Origin of the sequence: Herbaspirillum lusitanum (assembly GCF_046025995.1) — a bacterium.
In the GTDB taxonomy this organism is placed as follows: domain Bacteria; phylum Pseudomonadota; class Gammaproteobacteria; order Burkholderiales; family Burkholderiaceae_D; genus Herbaspirillum; species Herbaspirillum lusitanum_A.
In genome coordinates this window covers 122041-145351 of sequence record NZ_JAQQFM010000010.1, presented here as the reverse complement: position 1 = coordinate 145351, position 23311 = coordinate 122041, and the positions used below count along the sequence as shown (strand labels likewise).

The 23311-nt window shown below is 63.2% G+C and carries 17 protein-coding genes; 9 read left to right on the top strand and 8 right to left on the bottom strand.

The genetic code is table 11. The features are described 5' to 3' along the window. The first annotated feature begins 51 nt into the window (after nucleotides 1–51). The gene (locus PQR62_RS21515; protein ID WP_408160082.1) at nucleotides 52–960 is read left to right on the top strand and encodes an NAD(P)/FAD-dependent oxidoreductase; all 909 of its coding nucleotides are present in this window, start codon (nucleotides 52–54) and stop codon (nucleotides 958–960) included. Nucleotides 961–982: 22 nt separating this feature from the next. Here PQR62_RS21515 and PQR62_RS21510 read toward each other — a convergent pair whose 3' ends face one another. Together PQR62_RS21510 and PQR62_RS21505 are read right to left on the bottom strand one after the other, a co-directional pair. Then, a complete protein-coding gene (locus tag PQR62_RS21510) occupies nucleotides 983–1768 on the bottom strand; it encodes a 1,6-dihydroxycyclohexa-2,4-diene-1-carboxylate dehydrogenase (RefSeq protein ID WP_408160081.1) in 786 nt (261 codons plus the stop codon). 104 nt (nucleotides 1769–1872) lie between these two features. Then, entirely contained in the window at nucleotides 1873–3210 is a 1338-nt protein-coding gene (locus tag PQR62_RS21505; protein ID WP_408160079.1) for an MFS transporter, read from the bottom strand. 618 nt (nucleotides 3211–3828) lie between these two features. Between PQR62_RS21505 and PQR62_RS21500 the strand changes: the two genes are divergently transcribed. Next, nucleotides 3829–5469, top strand: coding sequence for a methyl-accepting chemotaxis protein (locus PQR62_RS21500; RefSeq protein WP_408160078.1), 1641 nt, complete (start codon nucleotides 3829–3831; stop codon nucleotides 5467–5469). Nucleotides 5470–6083: 614 nt separating this feature from the next. Next, nucleotides 6084–6491 carry a DUF4148 domain-containing protein gene (locus PQR62_RS21495; protein WP_408160077.1) on the top strand — a complete coding sequence of 136 codons (408 nt, stop codon included), beginning with the start codon at nucleotides 6084–6086 and terminating at the stop codon, nucleotides 6489–6491. 238 nt (nucleotides 6492–6729) lie between these two features. Here the strand turns inward: PQR62_RS21495 and PQR62_RS21490 are convergent, their stop codons facing one another. The 3 genes from PQR62_RS21490 to PQR62_RS21480 all read right to left on the bottom strand — a co-directional run bounded on the left by PQR62_RS21490 (nucleotide 6730) and on the right by PQR62_RS21480 (nucleotide 11585). After that, nucleotides 6730–7866, bottom strand: coding sequence for a mechanosensitive ion channel family protein (locus PQR62_RS21490; protein WP_408160076.1), 1137 nt, complete (start codon nucleotides 7864–7866; stop codon nucleotides 6730–6732). A gap of 164 nt (nucleotides 7867–8030) precedes the next feature. Beyond that, nucleotides 8031–10313, bottom strand: a complete 2283-nt coding sequence (locus tag PQR62_RS21485; RefSeq protein ID WP_408160075.1) for an FUSC family protein — start codon at nucleotides 10311–10313, stop codon at nucleotides 8031–8033. A 381-nt stretch (nucleotides 10314–10694) separates the two neighbouring features. Next, nucleotides 10695–11585 carry a LysR family transcriptional regulator gene (locus tag PQR62_RS21480; protein ID WP_408160074.1) on the bottom strand — a complete coding sequence of 297 codons (891 nt, stop codon included), beginning with the start codon at nucleotides 11583–11585 and terminating at the stop codon, nucleotides 10695–10697. 214 nt (nucleotides 11586–11799) lie between these two features. Between PQR62_RS21480 and scpC the strand changes: the two genes are divergently transcribed. Continuing rightward, nucleotides 11800–13290: a succinyl-CoA:acetate CoA-transferase ScpC gene (gene scpC, locus PQR62_RS21475; RefSeq protein ID WP_408160073.1), complete on the top strand. Its 1491-nt coding sequence runs from the start codon at nucleotides 11800–11802 to the stop codon at nucleotides 13288–13290. 135 nt (nucleotides 13291–13425) lie between these two features. Here the strand turns inward: scpC and PQR62_RS21470 are convergent, their stop codons facing one another. Then, a complete protein-coding gene (locus tag PQR62_RS21470; protein WP_408160072.1) occupies nucleotides 13426–14406 on the bottom strand; it encodes a LysR family transcriptional regulator in 981 nt (326 codons plus the stop codon). 161 nt (nucleotides 14407–14567) lie between these two features. On the opposite strand from PQR62_RS21470, the gene PQR62_RS21465 reads away from it, so the two are divergent. Continuing rightward, nucleotides 14568–15887, top strand: coding sequence for an MFS transporter (locus PQR62_RS21465; RefSeq protein WP_408160071.1), 1320 nt, complete (start codon nucleotides 14568–14570; stop codon nucleotides 15885–15887). Nucleotides 15888–15954: 67 nt separating this feature from the next. Here PQR62_RS21465 and PQR62_RS21460 read toward each other — a convergent pair whose 3' ends face one another. Beyond that, nucleotides 15955–16890: a LysR substrate-binding domain-containing protein gene (locus tag PQR62_RS21460; RefSeq protein WP_408160070.1), complete on the bottom strand. Its 936-nt coding sequence runs from the start codon at nucleotides 16888–16890 to the stop codon at nucleotides 15955–15957. Between the two features lie 362 nt (nucleotides 16891–17252). On the opposite strand from PQR62_RS21460, the gene PQR62_RS21455 reads away from it, so the two are divergent. The 4 genes from PQR62_RS21455 to PQR62_RS21440 all read left to right on the top strand — a co-directional run bounded on the left by PQR62_RS21455 (nucleotide 17253) and on the right by PQR62_RS21440 (nucleotide 21963). Next, nucleotides 17253–18686 (top strand): M20 family metallopeptidase, encoded by a 1434-nt coding sequence (locus PQR62_RS21455; RefSeq protein WP_408160126.1) that lies wholly within the window; start codon nucleotides 17253–17255, stop codon nucleotides 18684–18686. 82 nt (nucleotides 18687–18768) lie between these two features. Next, nucleotides 18769–20082 (top strand): MFS transporter, encoded by a 1314-nt coding sequence (locus PQR62_RS21450; protein ID WP_408160069.1) that lies wholly within the window; start codon nucleotides 18769–18771, stop codon nucleotides 20080–20082. 71 nt (nucleotides 20083–20153) lie between these two features. Beyond that, the gene (locus tag PQR62_RS21445; RefSeq protein WP_408160068.1) at nucleotides 20154–21344 is read left to right on the top strand and encodes an amino acid aminotransferase; all 1191 of its coding nucleotides are present in this window, start codon (nucleotides 20154–20156) and stop codon (nucleotides 21342–21344) included. Next, a complete protein-coding gene (locus PQR62_RS21440; RefSeq protein WP_408160067.1) occupies nucleotides 21337–21963 on the top strand; it encodes a YitT family protein in 627 nt (208 codons plus the stop codon). Before PQR62_RS21445 ends, PQR62_RS21440 begins: the two co-directional genes overlap by 8 nt. 29 nt (nucleotides 21964–21992) lie before the next feature. Here PQR62_RS21440 and PQR62_RS21435 read toward each other — a convergent pair whose 3' ends face one another. Then, a complete protein-coding gene (locus tag PQR62_RS21435) occupies nucleotides 21993–23285 on the bottom strand; it encodes an MFS transporter (RefSeq protein WP_408160066.1) in 1293 nt (430 codons plus the stop codon). Between the last annotated feature and the right edge of the window lie 26 nt (nucleotides 23286–23311).

The window sequence follows — 23311 nt, the reverse complement described above, 5'->3', positions numbered from 1 at the left end:
CTCGTCCTCTCAGACGGCACGCCATCAGCTTGTTTCCTCAAGGAGAATTCCATGCAACATGATGTGATCATCGTCGGCGCCAGTTTCGCCGGCATTTCCGCCGCCATGCAATTGCTGCGCGCACGTTGCACCGTGCTGCTGATCGACAGCGGCAAGCCACGCAATCGCTACGCCAAAAGCGCCCACGGCTTCTTCGCGCAAGACGGCAAATCGCCGTTCGAGCTGCAGCAGGAAGGCCTGCGGCAATTGCTCAAATATCCGACGCTTGAATTCACGCAAGGAGAGGCGACAAGCGCGGACGGCGCCATCGGATCCTTTCGCGTCACGCTGGCGGACGGCAGGCAGTATCAGGCACAGCGGCTGATTCTGGCCACCGGCGTACGCGATGAATTGCCGGCCATCGCCGGCATGCAGGAACGCTGGGGCATCTCGGTGCTGCACTGTCCGTATTGCCATGGGTATGAAGTCAGGGATCAGGCGCTGGGCGTCATCGCAACGTCGCCGATGTCGGTGCACCAAGCGGTGATGATTCCGGACTGGGGTCCGACCACCTATTTCACGCAGGGCCTGTACGAACCCGAGCAAGCCGAGCTGAAGCAACTGCAGACGCGCGGCGTGAAGATAGAGCGCTCGCCGGTGCAGGCCTTGCTCGGTACTGCGCCGCAACTGGAGGGAGTTCAACTGCAGGACGGCCGCGTGATTGCGCTGGGTGCCATCTTCACCGCGCCGAAGACGCACCTGGCCAGTCCGCTGGCTCAACAATTGGGCTGCACTATCGACGATGGCCCGCTCGGCCCGCTTATCCGCGTCGACGACGTCAAACTGAGCAGCGTACCCGGCGTGTTTGCCGCAGGCGATACCGCCAGCATGATGTACAACGCGACGATGGCCTCGTCGTCCGGCGTGATGGCCGGCGTCGCTGCCCATCGCTCATTGATCGAGGCCGCCATGGCCGCCTGAGCGAGCGCCCGGGCGGCGCACTTCAGCCGATGCCGCCGCCGGCCACATACATGATCTGGCCGGTGATGTAGGAAGACTCGGGTGCGGCATAGAAGCAGATGCCGGCGGCCACTTCTTCGGCGCTGCCGAGGCGATCCATGGGCGTGTCGCGCAGACTTTGCACGTAGACGCCGTCCATCCATTCCTTTTCTTGCGCCGACAAGGCATGCGGGTTGCGCGGCGTCGCCCGCACCCCGTTGTCGAGCGCGCCGGGCGAGACGCAGTTGACGCGCACGCCTGAGTCGCCCAGCTCCATGGCCATGCACACCGTCGCGGCATGTACGCCGCCCTTGGCCGCCGAGTACGGCACGCGATGCACGCCGCGCGTGGCGACCGAGCCGACGTTGACGATGGCGCCGCGCTGCTGCTTGCGCATCACCGGAATCACCTCGCGGCAGCTCCACAAGGTCGGCCACAGCGAACGTGTGATTTCCTTCGTCATTTCTTCTTCCGAATATTCCCAGAATGGCTTGGCCCAGATGGTGCCGCCGACGTTGTGCACCGAGATATCGATGCGGCCGAAGCGCTCCACGGTGCGCGCCGCCATCTCGATGGCGCCGCTGTGATGTTCCATGTCCAGCCCCAGCGCCATGGCCGTGCCGCCGGCGCTTTCGATTTCATCGCGCAGCTTGTTGCATTGCTCCAGCGCACGGTCCACCAGCACCAGCTGCGCGCCTTCGCGCGCCATGCGCAAGGCGGTTGCGCGGCCTACGCCTTGCGCGGCGCCGGTCACGATGGCGACCTGGCCCTCAAATCGTTTGTTGCTCATGATTGCGTCCGAATGTGATGTCGAATGTGAAGTCAATTGAAACAGCGGCGGCGCAGACCACGCCACGGTCTGCGCTGCCGCCATGAATCGAGCGCCTTGCTGATTTAGTGCGAAGCCAGCAGCTCGCCCTTGGCGACGCCGCTGCGGGTGCGGATGATCAGCAGGCCGGCTGCTGCCACTGCCAGCGGCGCCACCAGCGCCATGTAATAGCCGGACGGGCCGCCGTGTTCCAGAAACCAGCCGCCGCTGGCCGAGCCGATGATGGCGCCGACGCGGCCCGAAGCAATCGCCCAGCCGGTGGCGGTGGCGCGCAGGGAGGTCGGATAGGCTTCGGCCACCATGTAGTTCAGCACGATCTGCTGGCCGCCAATACCGAGGCCGGTAGCGCCTGCCAGAATGAAGACCAGGGTCCAGTTGGTGCCGCTGTTGGCCAGACCCACCGCCAGCAGGATGCCGAACGTGAACAGGCCGAGCAGCAGCAGGCGGGTATTCACCTTGGGCAGAATGCTGGCCAGCGGAATCGCGCACAGCACAAACACGGTATTGACGGCGACAGTGCCCATCGGCGCTTGCTGCACCGGCAGACCGGTGGCCTTGAGCACAGTCGGCAGCCACGACAGGAACATGAACCACGCCACCCAGTTGAACAGATAGATAGTCCAGATCGCCACGGTATTGCGCGCCAGACCTTTGGCGAAGAGCGAAGAGACGCTGGTCTTGACATCTTTTTCCGGCAGCGAGTAAGCCGCGTCGGCGGCAATCTGCACGCCGGTGATGCGGGTCAGGATGCGGGCGATGCGCGCGCCGTCATCGGCGGACTTGCGGCGCGCCATGAATTGCAGCGATTCCGGCAAGGCGAAGAACAGCACCAGCAGCAACACCAGCGGCACCGCGCCGCCGACCATGAAGATGCCTTCCCAGCCGATCACCGGCAGCATGCGCGCGGCCAGCAGTCCACCCAGAATCGCGCCGGCCGGCAAGCCGAGCAGAACCGTGGTCATGATGGTGCCGCGCTTGCCCGCAGGGCCGTATTCCGCCGCCAGCGACAAGACCACCGGCGTGGCGCCGCCCATGCCGAGACCGGCGATGAAACGCAGTACCAGAATCTGGTCGGTGGTGGTGGCGAAGGCAGTCGCCAGCGATGCGAAACCGAACAGCGCCACCGCGCCGAGGATGGCCGGACGACGCCCCAGCTTGTCCCCCAGCAGGCCCAGCGACATGGCGCCCAGCACCATGCCGACGATGCCGGCGGTCAGGATAGGCGCCAGTGCGCCGGCGCCGAGTCCGAAGGCCTGAATGATGGAGGGGCCGGTGAAAGCGATGGCCTGGGTATCGAAGCCGTCGAAGATCGCCACCAGAAAGCACAACGCAAAAATGCGCCATTGCAATGACGTCAGCCTGGCGCCGTCGATCAGACCGGGAATGGAATAGGGCTTGCTCATAAGGTCTCCGAAATTGTTATTGGTATGTGCAGTGAATCAGGCAGGGTCGCCGCCGTCCGCATCGTCCGATTGCAATGCTGCCGCAACTTGTCCGCCCGTCAGGGAGGTACTGATCGGATCTTGGTCTGAGGGCGATCTTAGTTTTGCGGGCGGGCCGCCGTCCAATACCGTTTTTGAAGAGGCGCATACCTGCCAGGTATAGGCCGGACTGATGCCGGGAATTTGCCGCATTTATTGAGGGCGGCGAGGCAGGTGATGAAATCGCGCCAAAAGCGGCGAGTAACAATGACTTGCGTTCCCCCTATCGGAATGCGTGCCGAGCCGGCATTTTTCAGGTACCAGAGGCAGGCGTTCAAGCTTACCCGGCAAGGCTTTTGAAGCGATATTTATTTGGAAAATGCGATTGCGAGCGCGGCATTGATATCTGCCGATTCTGGCGAGAAAAAATGCCATGAGGAAACTGTGTTGCTTTCCGTTCCGGCGCTATTTCCGGCCTGCATAAAAGCCTGTACTCTGCATCGACGCGCTTCAGCATATCCGGCCAAGAGATATTGCGCAGCGCGTGGAAAACAGCAAAATCAAGTTGCCGATCACACAGTTACGTCCAGGGGGACATCCATGAAATTTCTCAGCAACATGCGGATATCCAACCGCCTGACCTTCGGCTTCGCACTGGTTTTAGTGCTCGCCATACTTTCCACGTCGCTGGCGCTGATCGATTCCAAACGCAATGCGGAAGCCACCCGGCAGATGATGGAGTTGCCGCTGGCGAAAGAGCGCCTGGTGTCCGACTGGTTTGTACTGACCTACTCGGCCATCGTGCGTACCTCGATGATCGCCCGCAGCAGCGACGCTGCGCTGCCGGTCACCTTCAAGGACGACATTGCCGAGAGCGTCGTGCGCGGCAGCGCCATCATCAAGAAGATGGAGCCGCTGCTGGTCTCCGAAGAGGAAAAGGCGCTGTTCAAGGTCATCCTCGATGCGCGCCAGAAGTATCAGAGCGCCAAAGAGCTGGTGATGAACAAGCGCAAGGACGGCGATGCCGATGGCGCCGAAAAGGCCTATAAGGAAAGTTTCGACCCGGCCGCCAAGACCTACGGTTCGCAGGTCAATGCACTGCTGAGCATGCAGCGCAAAACCATCGATGAGATGGCCGCAGCCATCGACCGCAGCAGCAGCCGCAGCATGCAATTGATGGCGCTGCTCGGCGTCTTGCTGATCGCCATCGGCGCGGTCGCGGTGGTCATCATTTCGCGCAGCATCACCACCCCGCTCAAGCGTGCGCTGGATGTGGCCAAGATGGTGGCGGCCGGCGATCTGAGCGCCTCTATCGAACAGCACGGCAAGGACGAAATCGCCGAACTGATGCAGGCGCTGGGCGAGATGAATACCTCGCTGCGCAAGATCGTCAGCGAAGTGCAGCTGGGCACCGAATCGATTTCCAGCGCGGCCAATGAGATCGCCTCCGGCAATTTCGATCTGTCTTCGCGCACCGAGCAGCAGGCCGGCTCGCTGGAAGAAACCGCAGCCTCGATCGAAGAACTGACCTCCACCGTCAAGCAGAATGCCGAAAACGCACACCAGGCCAACCAGCTGGCGATGAGCGCATCCGACGTGGCCAGAAAGGGCAGCGGCATGGTGTCGCAAGTGGTCGATACCATGGGTGCGATCAACAGCTCATCCAACAAGATCGTGGACATCATCAGCGTGATCGACGGCATTGCCTTCCAGACCAATATCCTGGCGCTGAACGCGGCAGTGGAAGCGGCGCGGGCCGGTGAACAGGGTCGCGGTTTCGCCGTGGTGGCGTCGGAAGTGCGCTCGCTGGCGCAACGCTCGGCGGCGGCCGCCAAGGAAATCAAGGTCTTGATCCACGACTCGGTGGAGAAGGTGGACTTCGGCAGCAAGCTGGTCAACGAAGCCGGCGTGACGATGACCGACATGGTCGCCAGCGTCAAGCGCGTGACCGACATCATGGCCGAGATCGCCACCGCCAGTCAGGAACAAAGCGCCGGCATCGAGCAGATCAGCCGCGCGGTGACCGAGATCGACGACGCCACGCAACAGAATGCGGCACTGGTGGAGCAGGCCACCGCAACCTCGGACATGCTGCGCGCGCAGGCCAACAAGCTGGCCGATGCCGGCCGCCAGTTCCGCCTCGGCAATCAGGTCAATCAAGTGAGCGCACACGGTACGGTACGCGGCAAGCATGAAGTGGATATCACGCCGCGGCCGCTGCGATTGACGCCGACGGACTGAGCGCTGCATTGATAGAGAGCGCTGGCGGCAAGGAATATGAAAAAGAAAAAACCAACAACAAGAACGTAAGAACATGCGGCATCGGATTAAAAACCCGATGCTTTTTTTTCGGCCCGAGATGAATTGGGAAGAATCCTGAGAGCTTGATATCGGATTTTGCGGGGTAGCCGGATCTTGCTTGCTCACTCCGGCACGCCAGCTTGAATGTGCTTGAACGACAGCTGCAATACGTTTGAACAAGTCTCCCGCATGAATTCACTTTTGCAGCACTCACGCTCGCCATGTCATATGCGGAGGAATTCTCGCAGGCTGAGATTCATGTATTTTCCTGTATTTTCTTTTTTGCCAACGACAGGCGCAAAGCCTGCTCAGACAAGGATCTCTCCCCACTTCTTGAATTCCGGCCGATCGACTGCAGCTATTGATTGCATCGGTTTTTTGCATGATCAGCCTTAATCGCATCCATTGTTCTCAAAACGAGAATTATGTTTTCCGATCCGCCCTCTTTTTCCCGCGGCTTGCGATCCCTACACTTGGTATCACGATGAAACGCAAGATGACTGAAGCGAAACGCGACAGGTCTGCTTCATCACTCAACTTACCAAGGAACCATCATGAACACCAAGAACATCATTGCAGGTCTGCTGTTGTCCACCATCGTCGGCGCCGCCATGGCAGAAGCTCCCTATCCACCAGAAACCCGCACCGCATCGACTAAGACCCGTGCCGAAGTCATCGCCGAATTGCAGGATGCGCGCGCCAAGGGCCTGATCCCAATCACCGATCAATATCCGGTTGAACAGCCTTTCGTGTCGACCAAGACTCGCGCTGAAGTGATCGCCGAACTGAAGGTGGCGCGCGCCAACGGCGAAATCGCAACCACAGATCAATATCCGGTGGAAAAGCCGTTTCATTCGACCCTGACTCGCGCCGAGGTGATCAATCAACTGAAGGAAGCACAAGCGCAAGGCCAGATCGCTGTGACCGATCAGTATCCTAATCAGGCTCAGGTCATCCAATAATCGCAGCGATCAGATACTGATTCGCTGACGATGAAGACCTCGAGAGCATTGACTGTTCCCTTGCATGTTTTCTTTTCAGAACTGGTTTCAGATTCAGATGTGGATGTAGATTTGGAAGGCGGTCCGCTGTGGCCCGGCAATCATTCCCAGTTGCCCGGCGCCTGACGGTTCCGCCTTTTTTCGTTTCACCGCTACTTTTTGTTTCCTCATTCCTCTCTCCCTTTTCTTTCCCGACTCCTCAGCGTTCTTGCGGCGAGCCGTCGATGATAGTGTCGAGCGCATCCGCTCTGTTTTTGAGTGGCGCATCGCTTGCTATCGGATCGATCGCCGTGCGCAGACGCGGCAGAGCGAGCGGATAATTTTCCGCGATGAAGGCGATCATCTGTTCGCGGATGATGCAGCGCAGATCGAAGGCGGTGCCGGAATCCTGCGCGCTGGTGAGCAGACGAATCTGCATTGAACGCTCACTGGTGTCGGTCACCTGCAACACGCAGACCCGGCCATCCCATTGCGGGATGGACTTGCAGATGCTTTCGAATTTCTCGCGCAGCGGCTGCACCGGCACTGCAAAATCCAGCCACAGAAACACCGTGCCGAGCAAGGTCGCCGAACGATGCGTCCAGTTCTCGAAGGGATTTTCGATGAACCATTGCAGCGGCACGATCATGCGGCGTTCATCCCAGATGCGCACCACCACAAAGGTGCCCGTGATTTCTTCGACGCGCCCCCATTCGCCCTTGACGATCAGCACGTCGTCAATGCGGATAGGCTGCGAAAACGCAATCTGCAGACCCGCGAAAAAATTGCCGAGCACCGGCTTGGCGGCAATACCGGCCACCAGCCCGGCCACGCCGGCCGAGGCCAGCAGGCTGGCGCCGAACTGACGCGCACCGGGCAAGGTCAGCAGCACAAACGCAAAGCCGAGCAAGGCCACGATGAAATAGGCGCTGCGCGTGAGCACGCGGGTCTGGGTCAGGATGCGACGCGCCTTGAGATTGTCGGCAACATCGTAGGGATTCAGCTTGGCCACCGTCTGGCCTATCGATTCGATGCAGCGCATCGCGGTCCAGGTCAGCGCAGCAATCAGCGCCACGGTGCACAGATACGACATCGAGATGATGCCGGGCGTGTCGTCCGGCGCCCCGGTCAGCACCAGCCGCAGCGCAAACAGCACCACCGCGACGCGGCTGGCGCGATACGCCACGCGCGTGGCATTGCTGGTGAAGGGCTTGCCGCGCGCAATGCGTCTGAGCAAGAGAATCGCGGCGCGATGCAACAGCACCGCCAGCACAACCGCGACCGCAGCTGCGGCCAGCACGATCAGGCCCGAACGCAGCGGCCCTTCATGCAGATCGTCCAAAACGTTGAAATTCATACATCCCTTCCCTGTTCTTTTAGCGGATGCGGTGCGCGCTCCATGTTGCAAAGCACACCTGCTCGGGTATGAACCGGGAAGTGGGATTTTGTTTCAGCGGATCTTATTTCGGCTGATGTGCGGATGATATGAAATGAACAAGTATGCGATCCGCGCTACCGTTTTCATCGCCCCTCGGCACTCTCGGCCAACGCCGGATACACCGCCGCCGCCAGCAGACACACGGTATCGACCGCATCGGCCTGCGCCAGCGCCGACGGCAGCGGGCGCTGCGCCAGCAAGGCGCTGTAGGCCGATACTGCGCCGGAACGCCGCTCGAACAGGCCGCTCATCTGCTCCAGCCAGGCCACCAATGCCGGGAACTGCTCCTCGCCGTGGCCGCTGAGCCAGATATGCGTGGCGGCGCCAGCCAGGCGACGCGACAGCGCCAGTGCCGTGCGCGCGCTGCGAATGCGGCTTTCGCTGAGCTGATGGGCGCCGGATTGCTTCTCGCGCATCATCCGCTGCAGCAACAGTCCGGTTTCAATGTTGCTCAGACAAGCTTCGCGCCGCTGGGCATGCATCAGGCGCGCCGGTTCCACTCCTTCACGTTGCGCCTGCGCTTGCGGATCGAGCGCGGCGCGCAGATAGGCCAGATTGACCAGGATCATGCGCGACAGCTGCCCATGCAGATTCACATCCTGCCGCCGCGGCCAGAACAGATAGCTGGCCAGAATCGCGATCAGCACGCCGATCACATTGTTGCCGCCGCGCAGCAGCGCATTGCTCAGCTGATTGTGCGGATCGACCGCCACATCCGCCACCAGCACGAACACCGGCGTCAGAAACGTGGCATACAGACCATAGCTGACCGGGCGCAGCGCCATGGTCAGCACCGTCAATGGAAACACCAGAATCGCAAAGGCCAGCGGCGAATGAATCAGCAGACAGAGCAGCACCGCCAGCGCGCCGCCGACCACGCTGCCGATGGCGCGCTCCATGCTGCGTGACCAGCTATCGGCAATCGAAGGCTGCATCACCAGCATGGTCGCCATGGTGGCCCAGTAGCCGAAAGGCAGACGCAACAGATGCACCACCAGATAAGTGGCGCCGGCGGCGGCGGCGCAACGCAGGCCGTGTTGCAGTTCGGCGGACGCCGGGCTGCAATGCAAGGCGGCGGTTTGCGCCAGCGCCTTGAGCCGGCGCCATGCCAGATGCAGGCCGTGATGATGCGTCCTCTCCGGTTTGGCATTTGAATGCGCGATACGGCCTGCAGCAGGTACAGCATTGAACCCCGCTGAGGCCGCCGGCTCCGGCAAGCTGTGCAGCAAATGGCCATGCGTCAGATGCATGCGTCCCATCAATTGCCGCAGACGCTGCATCACGCGCGCATCGGCCGCAGCGCGGCCAGCCCGGGCCTGACTGCCTTCGCGTTGCAGCTCGCGCTGTACGCCGCGCAAGAGCCGGGCGATGGCTTCCAGTACGCGCCCGGTGCGGCGGCGCGAAGCCGCATTTTCATACGGCGACAAACGCAGGTCGGCCAGCACCGTGATGCAATCGAGCAGCGCGCCGGCGCGCGCCAGTTTCACCAGCAGATGTTCGTACAGCTGCAGCGACTCGGCGCGATGGCCGGACACCGCCGCCACGCATTGGTTGGCGGCGGCGATGTCGGCCCGCACGTGCTTGCGGCTCTGCGCGCTGAGTTCGGCCAGTTCCGCCGGCGGATCGCGCAAAAGATGAGCGCGCAGATTGCGCTGCGGCCCCTGATGCTCATGATCGGTGTGGCCAGCTGCAATATCCGCCAGTCCCGCCAGGGCACCGTAGACACGCGCCACGGCATTGCGCGCCGGCGCGAACGGATGGATACGCCAGACCGTCAGCCCGAGCACGGTGGCCCAGACGCAGCCGGCGAAGTAGATCAGCACATGGCTGTGCGCCAGCGGCATCAACACCACCGGCGAGTCGGCCATGATGGCGGAAACCCCGGCCGCCAGCATCAGCACCAGCCCGGTCGAGGCGCCGTAGATACGTGAGAAGCCGGCCACGCCGGCGCAGCACATGATGGCCAGCAAACCCGGCGCCATGCCCCAGCCCGCTACCGTGGCGGCGAACATGCCGCCGGCGGTGGAGGCCAGCGTGAAGCCGCCCATCGACATCAGGCGCGCGCGATTGGAGCCGGCGCTGTCGGCCAGACAGGTGAGAAAAGCGCCGATGGCAGCCCAGGAAAACAAGGGCATGTTCAGCCACTCGCCGAGCAGCAACATGCTGCTGGCGCAGCAGGCGGCGCGCAAGCCTTCGGACAGATTCGCATTGCGCAACGGGAAGCGTGCATCCCAGCGGCGATAGATGCGCAGCAGCGCCTGCCGTGCCGGTTGCTGCAACGCCGACAAGGATTGCAGCAACCGGCGCGAAGCCGGGCACAGCCTCGGCAAGATAGTCGAAGACAGAGAGCGGAGGGAGTGCGGCATGCGGGTTGTGCGCTCAAGCGCTGGGTAGCTGAATGGGTGGCCGGCTGAGGTGGTGCAAGCGCATTGAACAGCTACGCACCGGGCTGCCTGGATGAAGCTGAAGCGATCTGCGCCGGCCTGCTGCCGATGGCGGTCCGCATGGCGCCGCAAACGATACAGCTCGGTTGGTGCAGAAACATCGATACCTGCGCTCATCGCCGGCGACCGTCATTCCGGTTCCGGCCGCCGGCTATGCGCAGCAGGTATCGACGGAGAAAGTATAGAAAAGCAGAGTCATTCTCTGTATGACTTAAATTCCATGGTGTGAGTCGTAATTTTCATGGAGCAGGGTGCGAAACAGATTGCAGGTGCAATGCCAGCGCCAAGCAGCCTGGCTTCCATTCAGGCCGGCGCCTGGGCAAAGATCGCCTGACTCAGCGCCAGCCAGGCGCGCGCCGCATGCGAGAGATAGTCGCCGCGCGTGACGTAGGCCACCTGCCATTGCACCTCGGGCTCGACCAGCCGCACCGATTGCAACTGATCGGTGGCGATGCGATGCACGAACGGTTCGGGCAGCAGCGCCACCCCCATGCCGGCCAGCGCCATCGCCACCAGCCAGTCCCACTGGCCGCTCTGAGCGGCGACCTGCGGCGCGATGCCAATGTCGCGGAACATGCCGCGCAGGCTGCGCGTCAGGCCGAATTCGTTGTTCAGCATGACCAGCGGCATGCCTTCCAGCGCCTGACATTTGAGCGTGGCGCGATTTTTCTGAAAGCGCCCGGCCTGGGCCACCGCCCAGATCGGGAAGCGCGCCACCGGCATCACCGTCAGCTCCAGTTCGGGATCGACCGGCAACACCGTCATGCCGATTTCCAGTTCGCCGCTGGCCACGCGCTGCTCGATCTGCGGGCCGGTGTCCTCCTTCAGCGTCAGCACGATCTCCGGATGCTGCTCGCGATACGCCTTGAGCACCGGCGTGCACAGCAGATTGATCATGGGCGGAATGCCGATGTCCAGATGGCCGCGCCGCATCGCCTTGGTGTCGCGCACTTCGGCGTTGAGGCGCTGCATGCCGGCCAGGATCTGCTGGGCCTGCTCATAGACCACGCGGCCGGTGTCGGTCAGCAAGAGATTGCGGCCGTCGCGGATCAGCAAGGGCGCTTCGACCTCGTCCTCCAGCTGGCGCACCATCTTGCTGACGGTGGACTGGGTGACGTGCAGCGCATCGGCGGCGCGGCTGAAACTGTTGAGCCGGACTGTCTCGGCAAAGTAGCGCAGGGCGCGAATATCCACGGTATTTCCGTCAGGGTGAAGTATGCAAAAACCGAATGGAACAGGAGCATTTAAATCATACAGGGCATGAATAGCGGATTTTATACTCGAACGCAAAACAATCAAGGCTCGCCCTCTGTCCTTGCCTCTTGTCCTTTTGCCCGGCTGCAATTGGCGGACATGAACGGAGCAGGCAAGCCACCACCATCGACCAGAGTCCGAGCGGGAGCACACCATGATTCGCCAGCGTATACGCCAGCCAGCGCTGGCCGACAAAGTCATGTCGGCCACACAGGCAGCTGCATTTTTCAAGAACGGCATGACCATCGGCATGAGCGGCTTCACCCGCGCCGGCGACGCCAAGGCCATGCCGCGCGCACTGGCCGAGCGCGCCAGGACCGAGGAGTTGCGCTTCACCGTGATCACCGGCGCCTCGCTGGGCAACGGCAGCGACGGCCTGATGGCCGAAGCGGGCCTGCTGGCGCGGCGCCTGCCGTTTCAGGTGGACCCGACGCTGCGCAACAGGATCAATGCCGGCGAGGTGATGTTCATCGACCAGCACTTGTCCGAAACCGCCGAGCAATTGCGCAGCGGCACGCCGTCGCGCATCGACATCGCGGTGATCGAGGCGGTGGCGATCAGCGAAGACGGCATCATCCCGACCATGTCGGTCGGCAACTCGGCCAGCTTCGTGCAGCAGGCGCAGCAGATCATCATCGAACTCAACCTGAGCGTGCCGCTGGCGCTGGAAGGTTTGCACGACATCTATCTGCCGGCGGCGCGGCCTGAGCGTCAGCCGATTCCGCTGACGCGCGCCGATCAGCGCATCGGCGGCGCCGCGATCCCGTTCGACCCGGCACGCATCGCCGCCATCGTCATCACCGAAACGCCGGACAGCCCCTCCAACATCCTGCCGCCGGATGACGAGACGCGCGCGATTGCCGGCCACGTCATCAAGTTTCTGGAATGCGAGGTCGAGGCCGGTCGCCTCAGCCATGATCTGGCGCCGCTGCAGGCCGGCATCGGCACCATCGCCAATGCGGTGCTGCACGGTCTGACCGATTCACCCTTCCGCAATCTGACGATGTATTCGGAGGTGCTGCAAGACAGCGCCATCGAACTGCTGGACTCGGGTCAGCTGGCCTTCGCTTCGGCCTCCTCGATCACGCTATCGTCGGCCATGAACCAACGCTTCCTGGCCAATCTGGATAAATATCGCGACAAGCTGGTGCTGCGTCCGCAGGAGATCAGCAACCATCCCGAGCTGGTGCGCCGGCTCGGGATCATCGGCCTGAATACTGCGCTGGAGTTCGACATCTACGGCAACGTCAACTCCACACACGTCGGCGGCACCCACATGATGAATGGCATCGGCGGTTCGGGCGACTTTGCGCGCAACGGCCAGTTATCGATCTTCGTGAGCAAGTCGGTGGCCAAGGATGGCCGCATTTCCAGCGTGGTGCCGATGGTCTCGCACGTCGATCACAGCGAACACGATGTCGATGTGCTGGTGACCGAATGGGGTCTGGCCGATCTGCGCGGACTGGCGCCGCGCGAACGCGCTCCGCTGGTGATCGAGCATTGCACGCATCCGGATTATCGTCCGCAATTGCGCGACTACTTCGAGCGTGCCAGCCGCGCCGGCGGCCACACGCCGCATCTGCTCGGCGAGGCGCTCTCCTGGCACGCGCACTATGCGCAGCGCAAGACCATGCGCATGGATTGAGTTGATTCAGGACGGTTCGATTTAGTCTGGGGTCAATACAATCCGGTACGGATGGTGACAACGGCAGAGCGTGCTTCAGGCATGCTCTGCCGTTTTTTCATTTTGATGCGGTCAGCCTGCGGCGCTGCAACACACTCAGTCCGCATCCCAGCCGGTCGCCCCCAGCACGGCCGAAGGCATGGCTTCGCGCATGGTGTCGATGAAGTGGCGCAGGCGCGCCGGATAAAAACGCGCATAGGGATAAATCAGCGAGACCGGCAAAGGCGCCGGCTGCCATTCGGGCAGCAATTGCTGCAGACGGCCCTGCGCCAGATCTTCGGACATGATCCAGGCCGAGCCGAGGCCGATGCCCAGCCCCTCAATTGCGGCATTGCGCAAGGCGTACAGGCTGTCGGTAATCATGCGCGGCCGGAACGCCACCTCGCAGCTCTCGCCGGTCGCGACGTGCGTCAGCGTGATTTCACGGCGATAAAAGGCCGGGATCGCCAGCCAGGGCATCTCGGCCAGTTCGCGCGGATGGGTCGGCGCCGGATACTGGCTGAGCAAGGCCGGCGCCGCCACCATCATGCGCGGTACTTCAGCCAGCTTGATCGCCACCACCGAGGGATCGCTGACTTCACCGACCTCGATGGCGCAGTCGATGCCGTGGGTGATGAAATCGGCGGCGCGATCATGCAGCAGCCATTCCACCGAAATGCGCGGATGACGCCGCATGAACTCGGCCAGCGGCCCGATCAGTTGCTTCTGGCCGAAGGCGTGCGGCACCACCACCCGCAGCGAACCCTCGACCTGCATGCCGGCCCCGCGCAAATCGGTTTCAAAGGATTCCCAGCCGGCCAGCAGTTCCTTGGCGCGCTCGAAGCAGCGTTCGCCGTCTTCGGTCAGCTTCATGGCGTGGGTGGAGCGTTGCAGCAAACGCACGCCGAGTGAGCGTTCCAGTTGCTGCAAACGGCGGCTGATGGTCGGCTGGGTGGTATCGAGCTGGGCTGCAGCAGCCGACAGGCTGCCGGCCTCGACGATGCGCACGAAGGTCTGCATCAGCTCAATGCGGTCGGTGGAGGCTGCAGCCAGCGCCGCAAGCGGGACTGGGCTGCTTTTTGCGCCTGATTTTGTCATTTTTCGAGATTTAATGGCTTGGTCATACGTTCAGCGTATAACAATTCTTCAAACTGCGGTACTACCGCTGATCGTCGCGACAGCGCAAACTTCGCTCCAATGCTGGATCAAGCCTGTTTAACAAGGGGGCCGGCAACAATCGGATCAGGGAGTTTCATCACATGAACGTCATTCAAAAATCGCATACAAGCGGCGGCAACATCGGCGGCAGCGCCGCAGCGACAGCTGCCATAGCAGCAAGCACATCGACAACAACCGGCGGCGGCAAAGCCGGGACAGCCCATGCGTCTCAGCATGCCGACCCGGTGCTGTCGCCTTCGCTGATTCTGTTGCTGGCAGCCGGCGCCGGCCTGTCGGTGGCGTCTCTGTATTACTCGCAGCCCATGCTGGGCGTGCTGGCCGACGACATCGGCGCCTCCGAACGCACGGTCGGCATGGTGCCGATGCTGACCCAGCTCGGTTATGCGCTGGGGATTCTGCTGCTGGCGCCGCTGGGCGACCGCTTTGATCGCCGCCGCATCATTCTGATCAAGGCGGCGGTGCTGACCGTGGCCTTGCTGATGGCCGGCGCCGCCTCCGGCATCGGGCTGCTGCTGGCGGCCAGTCTGGCGGTCGGCTTGGCGGCCACGATGGCGCAGGATATCGTCCCCGCCGCCGCCACGCTGGCGCCGGAGCATCGGCGCGGCAAGGTGGTCGGCACCGTGATGACCGGGCTGCTGCTGGGGATTTTGCTGTCGCGCGTGTTGAGCGGTTTCGTCGCCCAGCATTTCGGCTGGCGCGCCATGTTCGTCGGCGCCGCCGCCAGCATCGCGCTCATCGGGGTCGCCGCCTGGCGCGGTCTGCCACGCTTCAAGGCCACCACGCATCTGGCGTATAGCGCGCTGCTGGCTTCGTTGCTGGTGCTGATCCGCAAGCATGGCGCGCTGCGCCGTGCGGCACTGGCGCAAGGTCTGCTGTCGGTGGGTTTCAGCGCCTTCTGGTCGACGCTGGCGGTGATGCTGCACGCGGCGCCCTTCCATCTGGGCAGCGCCGCAGCCGGTGCTTTCGGTCTGGCCGGGGCCGCCGGTGCGCTGGCGGCGCCGCTGGCCGGCCGCATCTCCGACAGCAAGGGCCCCGAGCTGGTGACGCGTCTGGGTCTGATGCTGGCGATCGTCTCGTTTGCTGCGCTGGCCCTGGCGCCGATGTTGTCGAGCAGCGGCCAGCTCTGGTTGCTGGCGCTGGCTGCGATCGGCTTCGACCTGGGCGTGCAGGCAACCCTGGTGGCGCATCAGACCATCGTCTACAGCATTGAACCCGGCGCCCGCAGCCGTCTGAATGCCGTGCTGTTTGTCGGGATGTTCATCGGCATGGCCGGCGGCGCCGGACTGGGCAGCCTGCTGCTGGCGCAATGGGGCTGGAGCGGCGTAGTGGCACTGGCCGTGAGCACCTCGCTGGCAGCGCTGGTAGTGCGCATGTGGCCGGGCGCCAAGCTGGCTCGCTGAAACAGCGCGCAGGGGAAGCAAAAGGCGGCGACATGCAGATGTCGCCGCCTTTTTTTGTGCCGCAGCGTCAGAATGCGCCGGGGTCGCCCGGAAACTGCGCCCTGGCGCCGGCCTGCCGCATCGATCCGATCAGGAAATCGACAAAGGCGCTGACCGAAGCCGGCAAGCGGCGTCCGGCCATGGCCTGAATCTGCAGGCTGCGCTGATGCAGCTCGGTCTCGGCCATCTGCACCAGCGCCATGCCGTCGTCCTGGACGCGGCTGTGCACGCTCAGAAAACCGGTCAGCGAGACGACATCCGGCGATTGCTGCGTAAAACGATAGATCGCGCCCAGCGAGTGGCTGGAAAACACCGGCGCAAACAGCAGACCGCGCAAGCTGCAGGCGATGTCGAACAACTGGCGGATGGTCGAGCCCTCTTCCGCCAGCGCCATGGGATACGGCTGCAGTTCGGCCAGCGACAGCAGGCTGCGCGAGGCCAGCGGATGTTCGCGCCGCATCAGCGCACAGATCGGCGCCTGCTCGCGATGCAGAATCGCCAGCCCCTCGGCCGGCGTCAGGCTGTAGGTGATGGCGATGTCAGCTTCGCCGTCCAGCACCAGTTGCGAGGCCTTGTCGGCGGCCACCACATTGAGCCGGAACTGGATGCCGGGATAGGTCTCGCGAAAGCGCGCGGTCACCACCGGCAGCATTTCCCAGGCAAAGCCTTCCGAACTGGCGATGGTCACCACGCTCTGGCCGATGGCATTGACGCCCTTGACCTGCGCCATGACCTGCTCCAGCTCCAGAAAACTGCGCCGTGCATAGGCCATCAGCACTTCGCCGGCCGGCGTCAGCAGCATGCCGCGGGCGCGTCGTTCGAACAGCGGCACGCCGGTTTCTTCTTCCAGCTTGGCGATCTGACGGCTCACCGCCGACACCGCCACGTGCAATTTTTCGGCGGCGGCGGTGAGCGAACCGGTGCGACCGACATGATAGAAATAGCGCAGATTGGGATTGTGCATGAGGCGTCCTTGCCGGGCGGAAGCATCTTTCTGATTATCAGAAGACTAATGTCTCTATTTTATACAGATTGACAAAGATCGGAATGGTGCAACGCGATCCAAAAACGCATGCATGCCTTAAAACAAAGAGATTCAGCACCACGAAAGTGAAAATTTGCACTGCAACAGGCATTTTTTACTTTCCAATTATGGCAAATATTGATTAGAAAAATTGACATTGTTAGAAACGTCCGCGACTCCTAGAATCGGCCTGTCGAATGCAGCGCTCCGCTTTTTCAGCCGGACGGACGCAGCCAGACAACACGCAAGCCCATTCAATACCGGACCGGAATCGCACCATGAGTCAAGTAGCAAGCCCCCACCTGAGCAGGAACGATGCGCTGGCGCTGGCCGCGCAGTATTACGATTCGGGCGAATTCTTCGCCGATCTGGCGCGCCGCGTGGCCTGCCCCACCGAAAGCCAGAACCCGCAGCGGGCGCAGGAGCTGCAAGATTATCTGCGCCGCGAAATCGGCCTCAGCCTGGAAAACATGGGCTTCGAACTGCGGCAGGTGGACAACGCCCAGGCCGGCAAGCCGCCGCTGCTGCTGGCGCGCCGCATCGAAGACGCGGCCCTGCCGACGGTCCTGATGTACGGGCACGGCGACGTCGTCAACGGCCAGGAAGGCCGCTGGCAGCAGGATCGCTCGCCCTGGGCGCTGAGCCATGAGGGCGACAAATGCTACGGGCGCGGCACCGCCGACAACAAGGGCCAGCACAGCATCAATCTCGGCGCCCTGGCGGCCACGCTCAAGGCGCGCGCGGGCAAGCTTGGCGTCAACCTCAAGATGATCTTCGAGATGAGCGAAGAAATCGGCTCGCCCGGTCTGCTGGAAGCCTGCACCGGACATGCCGAATTTCTGCGCGCCGATCTGTTCCTGGCCTCCGACGGGCCGCGTCTGGCGGCCGGCCGCCCGACCGTGTTCCTCGGCTCGCGCGGCGCGCTGCAGTTCCGTCTGACGCTGGATCCGCAGAACGGCGCCCACCATGCCGGCAACTGGGGCGGTGTGCTGCTCAATCCGGCCATGGTGCTGGCGCACGCGGCGGCCAGTCTGGTCAGCGCCGACGGCGTGATCCAGGTGGCCGGCCTGCGTCCGCCCCCGGTAACGCCGCGCGTGCGGCAGCTGGTCAGCGATTTCAGCGTCGGCGCCGATGCCGGCGATCCGGCCCTGGCGGCCGGCTGGGGTGAACCCGGCCTGACGCCGGCCGAGCGCCTGTTCGCCTGGAATACGCTGGAAATGATCGCCTTCGAGGCCGGCAATGCGGCGCGTCCGGTGGGCGCCATTCCGGCCATCGCGCAGGCGGTGTTTCAGCTGCGCTTCGTGGTCGGCACCGACTGGGAGAACGCAGAACAGCATCTGCGCCGCCATCTGGATGCCGGCGGTTTCCACTCGGTACAACTGAGTTTCGAAGGCAGCGCGCCGGCGACCCGGCTCGATCCCGACGATCCCTGGGTGGCCTTCGCCACAGCCTCGATGCAAACCAGCAGCGGCAAGCCGGTCAGCGTGCTGCCGAATCTGGGCGGCACCATTCCCAACCATTGTTTTTCAGAGGCACTGGGCTTGCCGACCATCTGGGTGCCGCATTCCTATCCGTCCTGCTCGCAACATGCGCCGGACGAGCATCTGCTGGGCAGCGTTGCGCGCGAAGGCCTGCAACTGATGGCCGGCCTGCTGTGGGATCTGGGCGAACAGGGCGATGCGGTACGGCGCCAACGCAGCCAACATGGCCAACGCCAGCCCGGCCGGCCCGATTGACGCGCCATTTACAGATACAAGACAAGATTCACATCCGCTTTTTCATTTTCGTTCTGCTTCACGCACCTATCGGAACACACCCATGACTTCCACACCCAGCAGCTCCGGCGCCGCCGCACTCAATGCCGGCGCCGACAGCAACACCAGATCGGGCGACAAGACCACGCGCCTGATCATCGCCTCCTCGATCGGCAATGCGCTCGAATGGTTCGACTTCGTCGCCTACGGCTTCTTCGCAGTGACCATCGCCAAACTGTTTTTCCCGGTCGGCAACGAGACCGTGTCGCTGATGGTGACCTTCGCCACCTTCGGCCTGTCCTATCTGTTCCGTCCGCTGGGCGCCATCGTGCTCGGCTGGTACGCCGACAAGGTGGGCCGCAAGGCGGCGCTGCTGGTGTCGATGAGCATGACCGTGGCCGGCACCCTGATCTGCACGGTGATTCCGACTTATGAAAGCATCGGTATCCTGGCGCCGGTCGGCATTCTGGTGGCGCGCCTGCTGCTGGCCTTGTCGGCCGGCGGCGAGTTCGGCTCGGCCACGGCGATGCTGACCGAGCACGGTTCCAAGCGCAAAGCCTTCATGGCCAGCTGGCAGTTTTCCAGCCAGGGCGCGGCGGCATTGCTGGCGGCGCTGGCCGGCTTTCTGCTCAATGCGCTGCTGACGCCGGATCAGATCGCGTCCTGGGGCTGGCGCCTGCCGTTCGCCTTCGGCCTGCTGATCGCGCCGGTCGGTCTGTACATCCGCCGCTACATCGATGAAACGCCGCCGCCCAAAAAGAGCGTCGCCGCCACCGGCGAACAAGCCGGCTGGAAATTGCAGACCCTGCGCGTGCTGGTGTCGATGGGAATTCTGTCGGTCTCCACCGCAGCCAGCTATCTGATGCTGCTGTACATGCCGACCTTCGCCATCAAGCAACTGCATCTGCCGCAATCGACCGCCTTCGCCGCCACCGCCGTGAGCGGCGCCATCCTGATGTTCGGCGCGCCCTTCATGGGCATGGTGGCGGATCGCTTCGGGCGCACCCGCGTGATGGTGGTGTCGACCGTGCTGACGCTGTGCACCATCTATTACTCTTTCGTGTGGGTGATCAAGACCCCGACGCTGTGGGTGATGATGGCGGTCATGGTGTGGGCCGGCATTCTGAAGGCGGTCTATTTCGGTTCGCTGGGCGTGGTGCTGTCGTCGATCTTCCCGCCCGAAACCCGGGTGCGCGGCATGGGCATCAGCTACAGCCTGGGCGCCACCGTGTTCGGCGGCTTCACCCCCTTCATGGTGACCTGGCTGGTGGCGCGCACCGGCAACCCGGTGGCCCCGAGTTATTACCTCATGGGATGCGCAGTGCTGAGCCTGGCGGCCGTAACGGTTTATCATCTGCGTCTGAAAAAATATCTGTGACGCGCTCATCTGCGCCGCCGCGCACCCGGTCCGATCGTCCTTTATCGAATTCTTTTATTGCAGGAACAATCATGTTTGCACATCTCCCTCCCTACGCCGGCGATCCCATCCTGAGCCTGATGGAAAGCTACCAGCGCGATGCGCGCGCCGACAAAGTCAACCTCGGCATCGGCGTCTATGCCGACGGCGCGGGCGTGATTCCGGTGCTGCCGTCGGTGCGCGCAGTGGAAGTTGAAGATCATTTCAACAGCGCGCCCTGCACCTATCTGCCGATGGAAGGCCATACCGGCTACCGGCAGGCGGTGGCGCAATTGCTGTTCGGCCCGGAACTGCCGGACCAAAACCATCTGGCGATCATTCAGACCCTGGGCGGTTCGGGTGCGCTGAAAGTGGGCGCCGATCTGATCGCACGCTTCTTTCCGCAGCCGCAGATCTGGGTGCCGGATCCGACCTGGGACAACCACATCGGCATTTTCGAAGGCGCCGGTTTCGGCGTGCAGCGCTACCCTTATTACGATGCCGATAAAAAGGGACTGGCCTTCGACGCCCTGCTGAGCAAGCTGGAAAGCCTGGAGGCCGGCTCGGTGGTGCTGCTGCATCCCTGCTGCCACAACCCGACCGGCATCGACCCCGATCGCGGGCAATGGACGCAAATCATCGAAGTGCTGGAACGCCGCGCGCTGCTGCCCTTCTTCGATCTGGCGTATCAGGGCTTCGCTGCCAGCCTGGAGCAAGACGTCTGGCCGGTGCGCGAATGCGTGCGGCGCGGCATCGCCTTCTTCCTGAGCAATTCCTTCTCCAAGATTTTCTCGCTGTACGGCGAACGCGTGGGTGCGCTGTCGGTGTTCTGCCCGCAGGACGGCCAGGCCAACAATGTGCTGGGCCAGCTCAAGCTAACCGTGCGCCGCAACTATTCCAGCCCGCCGCTGCATGGCGCGCTGATCGTGGCCAGGGTGCTGTCGGATGCGCACCTGCGCCAGCAATGGGAGGGCGAGGTCAATCAGATGCGCGAACGCGTGCACGGCATGCGCGAGCGTCTCCACGCCGGTCTGGCCAAGGTGCTGCCGGAGTACAACTTCGGCTTCCTGCTGCGCCAGAACGGCATGTTCGGCTACACCGGCCTGAGCGCCGCACAGGTCGAACGCCTGCGCGAGCAGCATGGCGTATACGCCGTCTCCAGCGGACGCATCTGCGTGGCCGGCCTCAATCCGGGCAATGTCGACAAGGTCTGCCTGGCCATGGCCGAGGTGATTCGTGGCTGAAGCGGCGGCAGCCGGCAGCGTGCCGGCGGTACGCCATGCACGCCATGAAGACGCGCTGGCGCTGGTGATCGGTACGCTGTTCGTGTCCTTCGGCGTGACGCTGTACAACCACGCCGGCCTGCTGACCGGCAGCACTGCCGGTCTGGCCTTCCTGATTCATTATTTGTCAGGCATTCCCTTCGGCGCGATCTTCTTCACCATCAACATCCCGTTCTACTATTTCGCCTTCCGCCGCATGGGTCTGCGCTTCACCGGCAAGACCTTTTGCGCGGTGGCGCTGGTGTCGGGCTTTTCCATGCTGCATCCTCATTTCATCCAGCTCGGCGAACTCAATCTGTTCTACGCCGCCGTGCTGGGCGGCCTGCTGATGGGCACCGGCTTCGTGGTGCTGTTCCGCCACGGCGCCAGCCTCGGCGGCGTCAACGTGGTGGCCCTGTATCTGCAGGATCGCCACGGCATCCGCGCCGGCAAGCTGCAGATGGGCGTGGATGTCGTGATCGTGCTGGCTTCGCTGCTGGTGGTCACGCCGCTGGTGCTGCTGGCCTCGATCTGCGGCGCCGTCGCCACCAATCTGGTGATCATGCTGAATCACCGTCCCGGCCGCTACATGGGCATGTGAAGCAAATCCGAGCGAGGGACAACCCGGGTTCAAGAACAAGTCGGGTACTTATCCGCCCGCTCGCCGATCACGGTGCGTGCCTTCACGGTCAACCACAGGATCAGCAGCATCGCCGCCAGCAGCATGCCCAGCATGCCGCCGTAGCCGAAACGATCCAGCGCGATGCCGGCCAGCAGCGGTACCGCAATCCGTCCGCCCGAAAACAAACTGGCCTGCACGCCGTAGTCGGCGGCGCTGCGGCTACTGCGGGCGAAATACATCATCAGCGCAAACGCCACCGCTGCCGTGCAACCCATGGCCAGCGCCACCAGCCCGGCGGCGGCGACGAATATCCACGGCGCGCCGCCTGTCAGCACCGCCCCCAACAGACTCAGCAAGGCAAGCAGGCACAAGCCGGCCGCGCCGGGCAATGCTCTGGCGAGACCAAAACGACGGCTGAACAGGGGCGCCAGCATGCCGCCGGCCGCCGCCACCACACCGCCGCCGATACCGGCAATCGCGGCCACCTGCGGCGGCGCGAAACCGTGATCCAGCATCAATGGTTTGAGGTAAAACCAGGTCGCACCGATCACTGGAAAGCACAGCAGCAGAAGTACGCTCCAGCGCCCGCCGCCGCGCTGCGTGAAATAGCCACGCCAGTCGGCTGCAGCAACAGCCGTCGTCGGACCGGCGGCCGACGACGCGAGCGGCGGCGCCGGCCGCAAACGCAGACTCATCAGCGCCAGCAAACCCGGCAGCAAGGACGCTGCCATGATCCAGAACGGCGCGCGCCAACCCCAGCGCTGTTGCGCCAGTAGCATCAGACCACCGCCCACAATCGCGCCCAGCGATAGCGCCGCCGAACGGATGCCACCTGCGCGCTGGCGCTGATGGGGCGGCAACAGGCGAATCGCCAGCGCATTCACCGGCACATCGGCCCAGGTCGCCAGCAACGCGGCGCCGAAGGCCAGCACAAACAATTCATGGGGGCTAGCGAGCAAGGGCCGGCGCCCGATCAGCAACAGCACGGCGGCGAACAACAGACACAGCATGCAGGCCCAGCGCCGGTAACGGCGCAGGATATCGACGCCGGGCAGCGCCGAGGTCTGACGGTCAATGGGGGCTGCCATCAGAAATTTGAAAGCGGCCGGCAAGGCGGCCAGTTGAAACAGGCCAAGCTCGACACCGGACCAGCCGTGCTGACGCATGATCAGCGGCAAACCCAGCCACAGATAGACGCTGGGCGCGGTCAGCACCAGATTGAGCCAGCCGAAGCAGACCTGATGCCAGCCGTGGCCGCGCGCGCCGGCACCGCCCTTCATTGGCCGATAGGCTACGCTCATTCTGCTGTTCTCATGTTGATCCTTCT